Source organism: Streptomyces sp. NPDC097129 (assembly GCF_055668065.1).
This window is the reverse complement of sequence record NZ_JBVOQE010000014.1, coordinates 42,759-55,070: the sequence shown is the minus strand read 5'-3', so window position 1 is coordinate 55,070 and position 12,312 is coordinate 42,759. Positions and strand designations below refer to the sequence as shown.

16 protein-coding genes and 3 pseudogenes are annotated in these 12,312 nt (G+C 68.0%); 6 read left to right on the top strand and 13 right to left on the bottom strand.

Features of this window, described 5'->3' with window-relative positions; translation table 11 throughout:
• Positions 1-63 precede the first annotated feature (63 nt).
• Positions 64-486 carry an OrsD domain-containing protein gene (locus AC0B9F_RS32520; RefSeq protein ID WP_472008607.1) on the top strand — a complete coding sequence of 141 codons (423 nt, stop codon included), beginning with the start codon at positions 64-66 and terminating at the stop codon, positions 484-486.
• 12 nt (positions 487-498) lie between these two features.
• The gene (locus AC0B9F_RS32515) at positions 499-657 is read left to right on the top strand and encodes a hypothetical protein (RefSeq protein WP_472008605.1); all 159 of its coding nucleotides are present in this window, start codon (positions 499-501) and stop codon (positions 655-657) included.
• Between the two features lie 121 nt (positions 658-778).
• On the opposite strand, the gene AC0B9F_RS32510 is transcribed toward AC0B9F_RS32515, so the two are convergent.
• From AC0B9F_RS32510 to AC0B9F_RS32500, 3 genes are read right to left on the bottom strand one after another with little or no spacing between them, the layout of a single operon-like run.
• Complete coding sequence (locus AC0B9F_RS32510) at positions 779-1,174, bottom strand: DUF6009 family protein (protein ID WP_472008604.1); 396 nt, start codon at positions 1,172-1,174, stop codon at positions 779-781.
• Complete coding sequence (locus AC0B9F_RS32505) at positions 1,174-2,676, bottom strand: DNA primase family protein (protein ID WP_472008742.1); 1,503 nt, start codon at positions 2,674-2,676, stop codon at positions 1,174-1,176. The genes AC0B9F_RS32510 and AC0B9F_RS32505 overlap by 1 nt, the downstream gene beginning before the upstream one ends.
• A 29-nt stretch (positions 2,677-2,705) precedes the next feature.
• The gene (locus AC0B9F_RS32500; protein ID WP_472008603.1) at positions 2,706-3,821 is read right to left on the bottom strand and encodes a bifunctional DNA primase/polymerase; all 1,116 of its coding nucleotides are present in this window, start codon (positions 3,819-3,821) and stop codon (positions 2,706-2,708) included.
• 672 nt (positions 3,822-4,493) lie between these two features.
• Here AC0B9F_RS32500 and AC0B9F_RS32495 point away from each other — a divergent pair.
• The gene (locus tag AC0B9F_RS32495) at positions 4,494-4,697 is read left to right on the top strand and encodes a hypothetical protein (protein ID WP_472008601.1); all 204 of its coding nucleotides are present in this window, start codon (positions 4,494-4,496) and stop codon (positions 4,695-4,697) included.
• A gap of 429 nt (positions 4,698-5,126) precedes the next feature.
• On the opposite strand, the pseudogene AC0B9F_RS32490 reads toward AC0B9F_RS32495, so the two are convergent.
• From AC0B9F_RS32490 to AC0B9F_RS32470, 5 genes and pseudogenes are all read right to left on the bottom strand, one after another.
• Positions 5,127-5,597, bottom strand: a pseudogene (locus tag AC0B9F_RS32490) (hypothetical protein); the annotation flags it as partial.
• Positions 5,598-5,634: 37 nt separating this feature from the next.
• Positions 5,635-6,063, bottom strand: a complete 429-nt coding sequence (locus tag AC0B9F_RS32485; RefSeq protein ID WP_472008599.1) for a DUF7878 domain-containing protein — start codon at positions 6,061-6,063, stop codon at positions 5,635-5,637.
• 311 nt (positions 6,064-6,374) lie between these two features.
• The gene (locus AC0B9F_RS32480; protein WP_472008597.1) at positions 6,375-6,650 is read right to left on the bottom strand and encodes a hypothetical protein; all 276 of its coding nucleotides are present in this window, start codon (positions 6,648-6,650) and stop codon (positions 6,375-6,377) included.
• Between the two features lie 119 nt (positions 6,651-6,769).
• Complete coding sequence (locus AC0B9F_RS32475) at positions 6,770-7,912, bottom strand: hypothetical protein (RefSeq protein ID WP_472008596.1); 1,143 nt, start codon at positions 7,910-7,912, stop codon at positions 6,770-6,772.
• Between the two features lie 17 nt (positions 7,913-7,929).
• A complete protein-coding gene (locus AC0B9F_RS32470; RefSeq protein ID WP_472008594.1) occupies positions 7,930-8,601 on the bottom strand; it encodes a hypothetical protein in 672 nt (223 codons plus the stop codon).
• Positions 8,602-8,712: 111 nt separating this feature from the next.
• Here AC0B9F_RS32470 and AC0B9F_RS32465 point away from each other — a divergent pair, with 111 nt between their 5' ends.
• Both AC0B9F_RS32465 and AC0B9F_RS32460 read left to right on the top strand, forming a co-directional pair.
• Entirely contained in the window at positions 8,713-9,243 is a 531-nt protein-coding gene (locus AC0B9F_RS32465; RefSeq protein WP_472008593.1) for a hypothetical protein, read from the top strand.
• Between the two features lie 104 nt (positions 9,244-9,347).
• Positions 9,348-9,949: pseudogene (locus AC0B9F_RS32460) on the top strand (IS5 family transposase); the annotation flags it as partial.
• A 6-nt stretch (positions 9,950-9,955) separates the two neighbouring features.
• On the opposite strand, the gene AC0B9F_RS32455 reads toward AC0B9F_RS32460, so the two are convergent.
• Both AC0B9F_RS32455 and AC0B9F_RS32450 read right to left on the bottom strand, forming a co-directional pair.
• Positions 9,956-10,261 (bottom strand): hypothetical protein, encoded by a 306-nt coding sequence (locus AC0B9F_RS32455; protein ID WP_472008746.1) that lies wholly within the window; start codon positions 10,259-10,261, stop codon positions 9,956-9,958.
• A gap of 38 nt (positions 10,262-10,299) precedes the next feature.
• Complete coding sequence (locus AC0B9F_RS32450; RefSeq protein WP_472008591.1) at positions 10,300-10,506, bottom strand: hypothetical protein; 207 nt, start codon at positions 10,504-10,506, stop codon at positions 10,300-10,302.
• Positions 10,507-10,669: 163 nt separating this feature from the next.
• Between AC0B9F_RS32450 and AC0B9F_RS32445 the strand changes: the two genes are divergently transcribed.
• Complete coding sequence (locus tag AC0B9F_RS32445) at positions 10,670-10,873, top strand: hypothetical protein (RefSeq protein ID WP_472008589.1); 204 nt, start codon at positions 10,670-10,672, stop codon at positions 10,871-10,873.
• A gap of 60 nt (positions 10,874-10,933) precedes the next feature.
• Here AC0B9F_RS32445 and AC0B9F_RS32440 read toward each other — a convergent pair whose 3' ends face one another.
• The 3 genes and pseudogenes from AC0B9F_RS32440 to AC0B9F_RS32430 all read right to left on the bottom strand — a co-directional run.
• A complete protein-coding gene (locus tag AC0B9F_RS32440; protein WP_472008741.1) occupies positions 10,934-11,302 on the bottom strand; it encodes a PIN domain-containing protein in 369 nt (122 codons plus the stop codon).
• Positions 11,303-11,310: 8 nt separating this feature from the next.
• Complete coding sequence (locus AC0B9F_RS32435) at positions 11,311-11,568, bottom strand: hypothetical protein (RefSeq protein ID WP_472008587.1); 258 nt, start codon at positions 11,566-11,568, stop codon at positions 11,311-11,313.
• A gap of 599 nt (positions 11,569-12,167) precedes the next feature.
• Positions 12,168-12,308 (bottom strand): annotated as a pseudogene (locus AC0B9F_RS32430) (type I-E CRISPR-associated endonuclease Cas1e); the annotation flags it as partial.
• Positions 12,309-12,312: the final 4 nt, after the last annotated feature.

Below are 12,312 nucleotides of genomic sequence, written 5' to 3'. Positions count from 1 at the left end.
TTCAGACGATCCCCCCGTCGCTGGCCTGTTACTCAGCATTGATCCGTACCGACGAGGTATCCCATGACCGACTACCTGGCCGCCACCATGACGATGCTCGGACCGACCCAGAACCGCTATGCAGAACAGTCGGCATGGAACCGCCTCCACGCCGATCTCGGCATACGGCTGCCGCCCGACTACCAAGTGATCGTCGACGCGTACGCCCCGATCCAACTCAACGGCCACCTGTACCTTCAGCACCCCGCGACCGAGCGCTGGAACCTGGTCCAGTGGATCCGGAGCACCAGCCAGGCGTGGTCAGAGGTGCCCTGGGACGAACTCGACGCCGACGAAGATCCACGCCGACTCTTCGGACTCGAGGAGTTGAGCTTCGGCACCCGCAACGGCCTGTGGCCGATCGCGAGCACCGACCGAGGAGAGACGATCTTCCTAGACGCTGCCGCCGATACCACCAGGCTCGTGGTCAGCTACGACGAAACCTGAGCAGAGCACCGCATGAGCTTCACCGAGTGGCTCTATCGCTACCTGATCGGCGAAGACATGACCGGCCCCAACAGCTCAGCCTTCTACCCAGGCCCTGTGAAGCTGCAGCACCTGCCGATGTCAGCCAGCCAACGTCCCGAGCCCTGGTACGGCCCAGAGCGGGGGATGTGAGCTGCCGGCACTGACCAAGCGTGGGCACGGCCCGAAACCAGCCGACTTCTTCAGACGTCCGCGTCGTAGATGTCACTGAACGTGCTGCCACGCGCTGGAACCTGGATGGCGCGAGTCAGGTTCAGGCAGGAGTGCGGTGCTCATGTATGGCAGGTGAGAGAGGGCCGCCCTCAGAACGTTCGGTTTTGACTCCCTTGAGGCGTGGTTCGAGGGTGCGGGGGTCGACGGCTTCGGCGGGCGCGCTCTTGGCGTAGAGGCCGTTGGGCTGGCTGTCGCGGTCGTGGGGCAGGAGCCAGAAGACGCGGCGGCGGAAGGTGCCTGAGGCGCGGGAGGCTTTGGCGCTGGCGCCGAGGATGGCGTAGCCAACCATGCGGCCGTCGCGGTGGTAGGGGGGCTTGCCCTTGCGGGTGGGCAGCCGGTCCAGGCTCTGGCGGACGTAGTCCAGGGTGTCGATGTCCTCCAGCCACACGATGTCGGTCTCGTGGCTGATCTCGTCCTCGGTGATCAGGGAGCTCATCAGCCGGCTTCCCTTTCCTCGTCGGTGAGCAGTCCGATGCCCGGGTAGTGCTTGCGCTGGTTGGACAGGATCATCTCCTTGGGCGAGGCCAGTCCCACGAGTTCCCTGGTCCGGGCCGCGAACGCCCGGGACGACATGGCCGGCGCCCCTTCATTGTGGCACCACGTCTTGTAGGCGGCGTAGAGGGCTGTCTGCTCGGCGCGCAGTTCGGGGGCGAGGAGGCAGCATTCTTCGTAGAAGCGGCCGGTGTGGTCTTCGGTTTCGGCGTAGGCGGTGGTGGCGATGCGGACGCGTTCGGGGCCGGTGAGGTCGCGGTTGCCGGCGAGGTAGCGGCGCGCACCGTCGATGAGCCAGCCGAGGATGCCGGGGCCTTCCTCGGTGACGAGGATGTCCGCCAGATTGTCGATCTTGCGGTTGTCTGGGACGACGCGTTCGAAGGGGATCAGGCGCATGCGGCGCCAGAAGGCGAAGCCGCCGGTTCCGACCTCGGGGCGGTGGTTGCCCAGCAGCCAGAGCTTGTGGGTGGGCTCGAAGCTGAAGAAGTCCTGCCGCATGCGGCGGGCCTTGATCCGGTCGCCGCCGGTGAGGTGCTTGACGCGGGCTTCGTCGAACTTGTCACCCGGCTTGACCTCGGAACAGACGATGACGCGGCGTCCGTGGAGTTCGGCGAGGTCGGTGGGGTGGCCTTCATAAGGCTTGGCCATGAGGAAGCCCGGGGGCGCGGCATCGGCGTAGTCGCCCAGGAGTTTCATCAGTACGTCCAGCAGGACCGACTTGCCGTTCTTGCCAGAGCCGAACAGGAACGGGAGGACCTGGGCGCCCACGTCCCCGGTGACGGAGTAGCCGAGCAGCAGTTGCAGGTAGGCGATCATCTCCCGGCCTTCGGTGTCGTCACCGAAGGTGTCGGTCAGGAAGCGCTGCCAGCGCGGGGTGGGCGCGGGCTTGGGGCCGACGCTCGTTGAACGGGAGTGGAAGTCCTTGTTCGGGTCCGGGGCTCTGGTCACTCCGGTGCGCAGGTCGACGATGCCGTCGGGAGTGCACAGGGCGTAGGGGTCGGCGTCCAGGCGGGAGGCGTTGAGGACCATGCCGGGGGCGGACTTGGCCTGGGCGAGCATGGCGTTCATGCCGGTCGTCGACAGGGCGCGGCGCCGGTGCTTTTGCAGCGCGGTGGTGGTGAACACGCCGCGGGGGTCATGGGTGGCGATGTTCTCGGCGAGGTCGCCGGCCGCCCACAGGACGGTGTCGTCCTCATCCATCTGCCAGCGGGTGATGTCCCACCGGTACCAGCCGATCCCGGGCACATGCCGGTAGTCACGGGAGTACAGCTTGACGAACAGCTTGGCATTGCCGCGGTCGGTGAGGGTGTCCGGCAACAGGCCGTGTGCGGTGGCCTCACCGGGGCCCGCAGCACGTTCGGGGTGTCCCTGGGGCGGCAGCGGCAGGGACGAGCCCTGGGCGCGGATCTGGGCGGCGACGGCTTCGGGATCGAACTCGAAGAGCATGTCAGGGTTGGGTGAGGGCGAGGGCGAGGTCACGGGCGCCTCCCGCTCGCGTGCAGGGGGTTTTTGAGGCCGGCGGTGAGCCCGCTGCGGATGATCTGGTCGATGCGGCGGTCTTGGCCCGGGCGGGCCGCGGCCGCGGCCTCCCTCAGTGCCCGTTCTGCCTCGTCCTGCGGGAGACGGCCGGCCGCGATGAGCCCGCCGAGAGTGTAGGCGGCGCGGTTGAGGACGTCGGAGAAGCCGGCGCCCTCGGCGACCTGGCCGCAGGCCTCGACAGGGGCGAGGACGGCGGCCAGGGTCTGCTCGGTGCGGCCGCGGCCGCCGCCCGCGGAAAGGACTGCCTGCTGCGCCCGGGGTGGTACCTGACGGGGAGCCGGGATGGCCTGGGCCGGGAGGTGGCCGGTGCGCTCGAGTTCCTGGGCGAGCCACTCGGGCAGCGGGGCCGGCTGACGGCTGCCCCCGATGGGAGTGTAGGTGCCGCTGCGGGTGGTGGTTCCGGGAGCGATGATGTAGCTGCCGTGGGCGCGGATGTCGACCTGCCAGGCAAGGGCGCGGCCGGTGCTGGAGCCGACGGAGGACAGCCAGCGGCGGCTGTCGGTGACTTGGTACCAGACGTGCAGTCCACCGGAGGGTGTGCGTACCCGCATGGTGGTCTCGTCCTCGGCTGGGCTGGGCCGGCCGCGCAGGGCCGCCAGGACGGCGAGGGTGTGGAAGCCGTTGGCCAGGCCGGTGAGGTCGACGTGGTCGCCGATCGGGATGCCGGGCAGGATGCGGTCACGGGTCGGTGGCTCGGCGGGGTGCGCGTCGATGTCGATGACGACCAGGCCGGCCGGACCGCAGGAGACTCCGATCCCCAACTGAGGGTGTGTCCCCCACCATTGCTGGATGCGGTCCTGGTCGAGGGTGGCGGCGTAGAAGCCGTGGCACCAGCGGCCTGCGGGCAGACAGGCGCAGGTGGCGGGTGCGTGGGGGTGAGCTCGGCAGCTGCTGCAGTTCGCAGCGGGTGTCTTCTGGCCCGCGGCGAGGGGGTGGACGGGCCAGCCCTGGCGGGCGCACCAGCGGGCTGTGGCGAGGGAGAGCTCAGCGACTGAAGACTTCGGGGCGGGCCGACCTGAGTCGCTGACGGAAAACCCCAGGTCAGCAGACATATGCACCCCCTATCAGCGACTGAAGCGACTCAACGATGGACACAGCCTAGCGAACGGAGCCGGTGGGGAAGGTGAGCACATGCGAAGGAGGCGCAACTCCGTGTCGACGGCGGGGCACGAGAGGGAAGGTCAGCGACTCAACGTACGGGGCAGCGACTGAAGCGGCTTCAGTCGCTGTTCAGTCGCTGCGAGCATTTACGCAGGTCAGCGCGGGTACAGGCAACCGATTAGCGACTGAAGCGACTGAAGGCTTCTATATATGACGCACACGCGCACACACTACTTGGCTGATATACCCGAGCTTCAGTCGCTTCAGTCGCTGTTGAGTCTCCGGCGATGGACCTCACCGCTCCTGACCTGCAGCTTTAGACGACCCAGCGTCAGCGACTGACGGTCCTTCGGTCGCTGGCCGTTCAGTCGCTGCCACCACGAGGCACCGCGCAGGCCGGTCCTCGCGACGAAATCTCAGCGACCGAAGCGACTGAAGCGACCGAGCCACGAACGCAGCCCAGCTGGGGCCCCTGACTTGCCGATACGACGGGCACCGCACCTGAGCGGACCGCTCGATTTGGCGGAGCGAAAACGTCCGAAAGCCGCCGTTGGAATGCAGTGACGGGCTGGAGAGCCGCCTGCCCGCCCTCGATCGCCGCTCGAGAGTGGTGGTCGAGCACGGTGCTGCAGGACATCGTGCTGTCGTCGGCGCACGAGGTGCGGACCGCGCACATTCACACCGAACCCGTCGATCTCGCCGCCGTCATCACCGTGCCGTTCACGCCTACCCTCCAGCCGCCGCATGCCTCCGCCACTCCGGTCGCCGCTCTCCTCGAACGGGCCCGTGCCCGGATGGAGGAAACGGCTGGTGCGCGGGCGCGTTGACCGATGAGAGCGGCGCGGTCTGCCTGCTCGGAGCCATCCGCAAGGATGGCCGGCGGCGACCGCGGCCTGGAGGCCGACGCTGCATCCGTTGTGCTGGACGCCATCCGCCGCCGCCTCCGGCGAAGACATCGACTCAGTGCCGTCCTTCAACGACGCCCACGGGTCCGGCCGCATCCCCGCCCGCATGCTGGGAGAGGCTGTCTCAATGGCCGATGCGAAAGGCGTCTGAGCGCCCCAGCGAGCAGAGCGGTCAGTCGTCCAGCTCGATGATTCAGACGCCCGTAGTCGGCGACCCAGCCCATTACACACCCCCCATCTGCTGTGCCAACTGCGAGTCGGCTTCTCTCGTGGGTGAGCCCCGACGCCACGGCCGCCGGCAGGTTCATATGCGAGAGGACGAGTGCGGCGGGTGTCTGAAGACGGGGCCCGTCAGCCTTCCGGATGTGGCGGTGCGGAGGTCAGCGGAGCGTGCGACCAGCGGACGGGGGTGCCGTCAGAGCCGTTGGTGAGCCAAGAGCCGTCTCCTAGGGGCACCAGTTCCTACGGGTTGGTCACCTCGACGGCGAGTTCGCCGCTGAGCGTGCCCGTGCGCACGTCGATCAGGTGGCAGCGGAACCACTCCTTCTCGTCCTGGCCCTCACCGCCCAATGTGACGACGGCCAGGTCTGGGGTCAGGTAGCCGCCGCTCCATTCCACGAAGGTCTCCTCCGGGTCGTATCCGAAGGCTTCGACGGGCAAAGTGAAGAGCACGTCCCCGCTGGAGTGGCGGTGGAAGGCGACATCTGCCTGCGCGTGGTCGGCGGTCATGAACTGCTGCCCGTCCGGCGCCAGGTCGATCAGACAGCGGTCCGACCACGGGTACGTCAGGCACTCCGTCTCGCCGATCACACCAGCCACACCGTGATCATTTCAACCGGTCGGCCGGGCTGGAGCAGTCTTAGGGCTCTGGGATGAAGGCGGGGTCGATGCCCATCCCGGCGATGCCGTCGCGCACGGCACCGTCGAACCGCTTGATCTCTGCTACGAGAACGTCCCAAGCGAGGGGTAGGGTCCAGAAGTCCGGCGTGAAGATGGAACCGACCCGCCAGCCCTCATCGGAGTGGACGATGCGGATCATCCCCTCCTCGGCCTGCATCGAATCAAGCTCGAAGTCCTCATGACCGGCAGCCGGGCTCTGGAGCCAGAGCGCCAGGTGGTACGCCAACTCAGCCACCGGCGCCTCGTCGGACCACACCTCCCGCCCCTGCTCCCAGATGGACAGTTCTGCCTCGATGTCGAGGAGCAGCACCTCCAGGGGCGCCTCCTGCGGAGTGAGGCCGCGCCTGGGCAGGTCCGACAGTCCAAAGTTCCGGCAGACGAACTGCACCGCCCGGCCTCCATGACATCTGGGGCCAGCTGAATGCCCAGGCCACCCAAATACGGACAACAGTACCAACTGATGCCGGGCGTCCTACCGGGTCCCCGTTTTACGGGACGCCCCTTAGAGGTCGTTCTCTTTCCGAACCTCATGTGCGGATTCCGCTGGTCAGACATGGGATTGCGCCTGTCCCTGACCCGCCACGCTCTCTTCGGTCCACGGCCAGGCCCAGCGCCTGTCCGTGCTCTACCGCACGGATCCAGTACCTCGTTGGTCTTCCCGGCTTCTCTTCCACGAACGTACCGAAAGCCGGAATCGCCTTACCCGGCCGCTGGCTTGGCTTGGCGTGCCAGGCGGAACATGACCTGGGCGTACACGGTGGTCGTTGCCGCGATGATCGTCGGAATGACCGCGAGCGCGAGTATGCCCACCAGTGCGTGGCTGTCTTCGGCGTGTCTGCCGAACCCCTGGTCGTTCTTCATCAGCAGCCGGTAGCCGAACCATGCCCACATCGCCAGCGACAGGACTATCCACCCGACCGACCACTTCTCGATTCGATGCCCGTCCCGGCGGAACTGTTCAATGTCGACTGCCATCTCCGTCTCCCCCTGCAGCTTGGCGAACAGTGATCATTGTTCATCACAACGCGCACGTGACATGACGTGTGCAGCAGACCTGCGTCCGGGTCCGCGGCACACGTACGTCAGGCGACGCTCTACCGGGTTTTGCCACTCTTCGCCGCAGGCCCGGCCTCTCGGTGCGCTGCCACTCCCGGTGTGGCTGGTGCCGCGCCCTTCGCGGCCGCCTTAGTAGGGCCCACGCTCGGCGACGTCGACCGGGCTGCCGCAGTGTTCACCTTCGGCCCCGACTCCACTGGCGCGCCGACCGGCATAAGCAGCGCATCGCTGGCGGCCTGGACCAGCCGCTGCCCCATCTGCGCCTGCGGGCCCTCCTGCCAGGAGGTGTCCTTCGACAGGCGGGCCAGGTGCTCCGCGACCGGCTGGCGCTTGCTCTCCATATCGGCCATCCGCGCGGCAATCAGGGGCCACTGACGCGCCGCCACGAGCAGCTCCGCCTCCCGCTCGAACCCGGGCATCGCCTCCCGCACCATTCGCACGAAGCGCTGGTTCTCCGAGGCCGCGATGGACAACTGATCGTGCAGGGCGCTCTCCCGGTTGTCCAGGTCCAGATTCTTCGGGATGTCCAGCCCGGTGGTCAGCGGCCCGTACGACAGTTGCGCGTCCCTGCTCATCGCCGGTTCCGCGGGCGCCCCGAGTCCCTTCACCACTGCCTGGTCGACGGCCAGAACCTCGTTGTGCGCGGCCGCCAGGACCTCGCGCACGTTGACGCCCCGCTCCTCCAGCCGGGCCATCGTCGCTGCCATCTCCGGCCACGACGGAGACGTGAGGATCGCCTCGCGCACCGGCCCCGCCGGCAGAGCCTCCCGGACGGCACGCACCCACTCATCGGTGGCCGCCCCCTCTGCCTTCGCCGCAACCTGGTCACGCACATTCACCGCGATCTCGCCGACGCGCGGCAGGACCTGGTCCAGGTCGACGCCCGCCTTGCGTAGCGCTAGCAGCTGCTGCGCGAGCTGCGGCCAGTCCGCCTCTCCCATCAGCGCGACGGATACGTCGGACGGAAGCAGTCGCTTGACGTCCTTGCCGACCTCGTTGACCGCCTCCTCAGAGGTCGGCAGGTCATCCTCCTTCCCCTTCTGCTTGCGCTGCTGATGGCGCCGCGCGGCGTCCGCAATGGCCATGACCAAGCGCGCCGCCATGACCGCGGTCTGCACCGCCTCAGCGGCGGACTCCGCGAACGCATCCCCAGCGCGCTCCTGTGGTGCCGGTGTCGTCATCTCGCACTCTCCCCTCGTTAGCGGCCCCGCTTCGGACCCTTGCGCTGCTGCTCCTCGCCTGGCCCCCGTCGCGTCGGCGAGGAGGCGCCCTGCTTGCGGGGCGGGACAGTCCGTCCGGCGCCGCCGGCGGGCACGGCAGTCGTAGCGCTACCGGAGGCGGCGGCCGCCGAACTGCGCTGCCGCTGCCATCCGTCCAGGCGCCATACAAGCACCTCGGCCACCGAGTCCGCAGAGTCCAACTCCCGTCGGGCGGCGACGGTTGCCAGAACGTCGCCCGGGTCGTCACCGGCCTTCTCGACCTCTGCGAGCCGGGCTCTCAGGGCGGCCCACGCCGGATCGGCCAGGACCTCGCGGGCGTGCTCGGGGACGGCGTCCTGGACGATGCCGACCATCGGCCGGATGCCCGGTGTCGTGGCCGCGTGGCGCCCGGTCGCCCGGGCCGCGGCACGCTTGCTACGGGGCCTGTACTCACGTGCTGCGTTGACCCCGACAGTCACCTCGACTGCCTCGTGCGGCAGCCACCCGGCCTGCCCGGCAGCCTCCGTGGACCACCGGGAGGCCTCTACAGCGGTCACCAGGGCGAGCAGGAAGTCAAGCGCGGCGACCGTGTCGTTACGCCCGACCGATGACACGGAGCGGGCGAGGAGCTGTGTTGACTCCCGGTACAGCGCACGCGCTTGGCCCTCCATCCGGTCTGCGCTAGCCGCGCCACCGAATTTTCCTGATTGGCCTGCCCGTAGGCGCCGGACAAGGAAACGCTGCCAGGGCGGCCGTCCGGTGCGTACGACAGAATTCCTGTCATGCACTGTGACAAGAGCCCCGGGACCTGGACACCTGAACCGACCCGACCCCAATGGCATTTGGTCCTGCGCTTCGCTGCCACCCTGCTGTGCTTCCCGGTGCTTTGCGCCCTATGGCTGGCGGTTGCGGCCGTGCTTTTCGTCGTTGGGCTGTTCGCTGACGCGATCGCGGCCGTGAGCGATGGCTTCGAACGCGGCTACATCCGGTTCATGGATGACACACTGGGCGGCATCGCCCGGCTGGGTTCTTGGTTCGTGACCTGGCCGGAGCTGCGCTACGAAGGAAACATCGAGTACTACAAGGCCCGGGTCGATCGATGCGTCGCCCACTGGACCACTCTGGCCTCGGCCCCGCGCAAGCCCAAGAAGCCACGGCCGCCCGTGGAGTGCGCCATCCCCCTTCGTGACTACCGTGGCGTGGGCGCCGGCTACGTGGCCGAGGTTGCTCTGAGACAGGGATGGGAACTGCGACCATCGGACGTTCGCAAGGAGGTACGCCTGTGGTGGTCAGCCGCCTCCCGCGTTGACTGACACCGGCCTGCTGCCGCCACGACGTTCGTCGGATCGGCCTGAGCGGGGTTCCTCCATCCATCATCCGGTTCGGCGCCATACGGCGGTTGCTGGGGGCCCAGGCCGACGCATCCGGAGACATCGGCCCGCTGGTGAGTGTGGACTTCATCGTGCGTGCTCATCAGCACGCCGCTGGCGCCCGCAAAAAGGGGCGCCAGCGGCAGAACCGGATGATTACGCTCTCGGGCGGTCCCGCGGCGGGCTGACCACCAAAGTCCACCTGGCAGCCGACGGCCGGTACCGTCCGTTGTTACTGCTGGTCGCAGCCGGCCACCGCCACGACTCTCTCTACTTCGAGGCCGACATGGCCGGCATCCGCGTGCCCAGGATCGGAAACGGCAGACCCAGGACGAGACCGGACAGCGTGAATGCGGATCGCGCGTACTCCTCCCGCGCGATCCGCACCTATTTGCGTCGTCGCGGGATCGCTGCGGCAATTCCGGAACCCGCTGATCAGATCGCCAACCGCAAGCGGCGCGGCTCACGCGGTGGCCGCCCGCCCAGCTTCGACCGCCAGGCGTACAAGCACCGCAACACTGTCGGGCGATGCATCAACCGGCTCAAGCAGTGGCGCGGAATCGCCATGCGCACCGACAAGCTCGCCGTGCACTACCTCGCAGCACTTCAGGTCGCAGCAACCTTCCTCTGGGTCCGAACCCGACGGCAAGGCCGATCACCTATGCCAGGAGAGCGCCTCAATCGATGTGATGTCACCCGCCGCCAGCAGTCCCAAGAGCCGGAGAATCTCCTCACGGGCGACATCCCGCATCTCCCCCGGAGCCACCGAGTCCTCGTCCGGGTTCTCCCAGACCAGTAGACCGCCATCGAATGCGCTGAGGCACCACCCGCTCTCATGGGTGAGTGAGACATCGGGGTGTTCGTCATCGGCCTGTGCCAGACCGTCGAGCACTCGCCTCATCGTCGCCGAATCAGGCCCCTTGACCGTCCCGCCCATGAAGTCGTACATGAAGTAGCTCATTGATCAATTACCTCATGTGGTGATCCACGGGACACTGCCTAACCTGGGGGTTCGTTCTCACCATCGGGATCGGTCAACTGCGAGGTGATCCGCTCACTCAACGTGTCCGCACCACAGAACCTGGGTACGCCGCCGCCCGCAAGCAGGCCGAGCAGCACGGCATCGCTGGCGAGCGCGTCACCAGCCAGGCCCAGCGTGCTCGTGCTCGCCTTCACCGACCCGGACACCGCGAATGCCGACTGCACCTAGCTGAACAGCTCCTGGCCGGCCTCGACCTGAGCGCCACCAACTTCACGGTGAGGATCGCCGGGCTGGTCTGCGACGCGGGCACACTGCGCGGCATGGAGGCGGCCCGCGCGCTGCGCACCGAGATCCGGGACACCGGCATCACTGCGGCCGAAGCTCTCCTTGGACCTCGGCCTTGCGTTCCATCACGCCGTCCAAGGCGAGGAAAACAAGGTCCGCGCCGTCATCGACCGGTTGCGCGAGCTCGCCCAGAGTGGCGACCACGCCTACCACGCCGACATCGCCCACTTCATGGCCGGGCTCCGCCTGCCCGACGGATCCTCCGCCCGCTGGCTCGACGGCCATGAGGTCGTCCGCGCCCGCTGACAGCAACTCGTCCAGACCCGCCGAGCCCAGATCCACAACGCTGGGTAACCGGCTACAGCGTCAGGGCGTCAGATCCAGGACACGAACCGGCTCACCGATCCAGCGGTCAGGTGCGGTGGTGGCGATGATCGCCCCGTCGGGGCGATCCGGGGTCGGCTGGGCTGCGTACTGGCAGTGGGCCACCGCCCAGGTGTCCTGCCGGGCCACCGCCAAAGCGGCCGCGAGGTCCAGGTCGAGCACGGTGATGCCTGGCAGTGCGACAAGGTGTTCCGCCGTGCCGGGCCGGGCCCGGTCGGCTTCCACGAGCGCGCAGGCGGGGGCGTACAGGTACCAGCCGGCCTGGGCGTGGGCGCGATGGATGAGGCGCGAGGCCAGAACGTTGCCCTGGCCAGCTGCTGCCATCGCGGTGTCGTCCAGGACGATGTGCATGGCGTCGCTCACCGGGCGGCTGCCTGGGACAGGCGGCGGTCGAGCTCGCTGTCGAGGTCCTGCTCCTCAGCAGGGGTGGGCGCATAGCCGTTCCAGGTCTTCAGCGCGGTCCGCGCCTGCTCCGCCCGTGTGGCCCGCTCCTCCGGGGTGAGAAGGGTTTCGGCGAGCCGGGCGAGGTAGGCGCGCAGCGACAGGCCCTCCGCCGCGGCTATGGCGGCGAGCCGGTCGCGGGCTTCTTCGGGAATGCGGACATTGGCGTCAGGCATCATTGGGCTCCCTCCACAAAGACAGGGTACGGGTACGTACCCGTACCCATCCTATTGCGAGACATCGAATCCAGCCATGAGGCTGTTGCGTGGCTGAAACCAGTGCAATGCTGCCACCAGCGGTGATCCCCGGCTCGTGGCCGCCGCCCTGGCTCACCCAAGTCACCTTGGCGCGGACAGGCGCCGTCCCTCTCGGCCTCCCCACGGGAGGGCCGACGCCTGTCCGCGCCCCTCTCGGAGGCGGGACCGAACGCCGCCCCAGTCTTCTTGTGTAGCGGCGCCGCAGTGATGTTGGAGACGGGTTGCCGACGAAAGCCATCGGATCTGGCCGAATACTGCGCGGTGGGTCAGTCGTGGACGTGCACCGTGACGAGCAACGAGCAGGTCGGCCACGCCCGGGCGGGCGTGGGACCATCCGCGCGGGGTGCGGGAGCACGCGGACGCGGTCCGCCACAACGTCCATGACCCGGGACCATCCCCGCGGATGCGAGGAGCACACTTCATGACCTGGGCGTTTGCCGCGGGGCCAGGTCGTTTGAAGCATTTTGGCAGATTCCGGCAAAGCGCCAATAAGAGACGTGAAGTACTCAAGAGCTTCTGGTGTCGTCGGCGTCCATGGCAGTGATGGCGCTGGCGTCCCGGTGCACGGTGCAGCGCTCGAGGTAGACGAAGGACAGCCGTTCGCCGGTGCGGGTGAGCTGGTGAGGGGTGAGCGCGGCGCTTCGGGAGATTGTGGTCATCGAT

What these genes read in the sequence shown, in the direction of transcription:
- AC0B9F_RS32520 (WP_472008607.1), top strand. Translation starts at nt 64, where the DNA reads ATGACCGACTACCTGGCCGCCACCATGACGATGCTCGGACCGACCCAG.
- AC0B9F_RS32515 (WP_472008605.1), top strand. Translation starts at nt 499, where the DNA reads ATGAGCTTCACCGAGTGGCTCTATCGCTACCTGATCGGCGAAGACATG.
- AC0B9F_RS32510 (WP_472008604.1), bottom strand. Translation starts at nt 1,174, where the DNA reads ATGAGCTCCCTGATCACCGAGGACGAGATCAGCCACGAGACCGACATC.
- AC0B9F_RS32505 (WP_472008742.1), bottom strand. Translation starts at nt 2,676, where the DNA reads ATGCTCTTCGAGTTCGATCCCGAAGCCGTCGCCGCCCAGATCCGCGCC.
- AC0B9F_RS32500 (WP_472008603.1), bottom strand. Translation starts at nt 3,821, where the DNA reads ATGTCTGCTGACCTGGGGTTTTCCGTCAGCGACTCAGGTCGGCCCGCC.
- AC0B9F_RS32480 (WP_472008597.1), bottom strand. Translation starts at nt 6,650, where the DNA reads ATGGCAGTCGACATTGAACAGTTCCGCCGGGACGGGCATCGAATCGAG.
- AC0B9F_RS32475 (WP_472008596.1), bottom strand. Translation starts at nt 7,912, where the DNA reads ATGACGACACCGGCACCACAGGAGCGCGCTGGGGATGCGTTCGCGGAG.
- AC0B9F_RS32470 (WP_472008594.1), bottom strand. Translation starts at nt 8,601, where the DNA reads ATGGAGGGCCAAGCGCGTGCGCTGTACCGGGAGTCAACACAGCTCCTC.
- AC0B9F_RS32465 (WP_472008593.1), top strand. Translation starts at nt 8,713, where the DNA reads ATGCACTGTGACAAGAGCCCCGGGACCTGGACACCTGAACCGACCCGA.
- AC0B9F_RS32455 (WP_472008746.1), bottom strand. Translation starts at nt 10,261, where the DNA reads ATGAGCTACTTCATGTACGACTTCATGGGCGGGACGGTCAAGGGGCCT.
- AC0B9F_RS32440 (WP_472008741.1), bottom strand. Translation starts at nt 11,302, where the DNA reads ATGCACATCGTCCTGGACGACACCGCGATGGCAGCAGCTGGCCAGGGC.
- AC0B9F_RS32435 (WP_472008587.1), bottom strand. Translation starts at nt 11,568, where the DNA reads ATGCCTGACGCCAATGTCCGCATTCCCGAAGAAGCCCGCGACCGGCTC.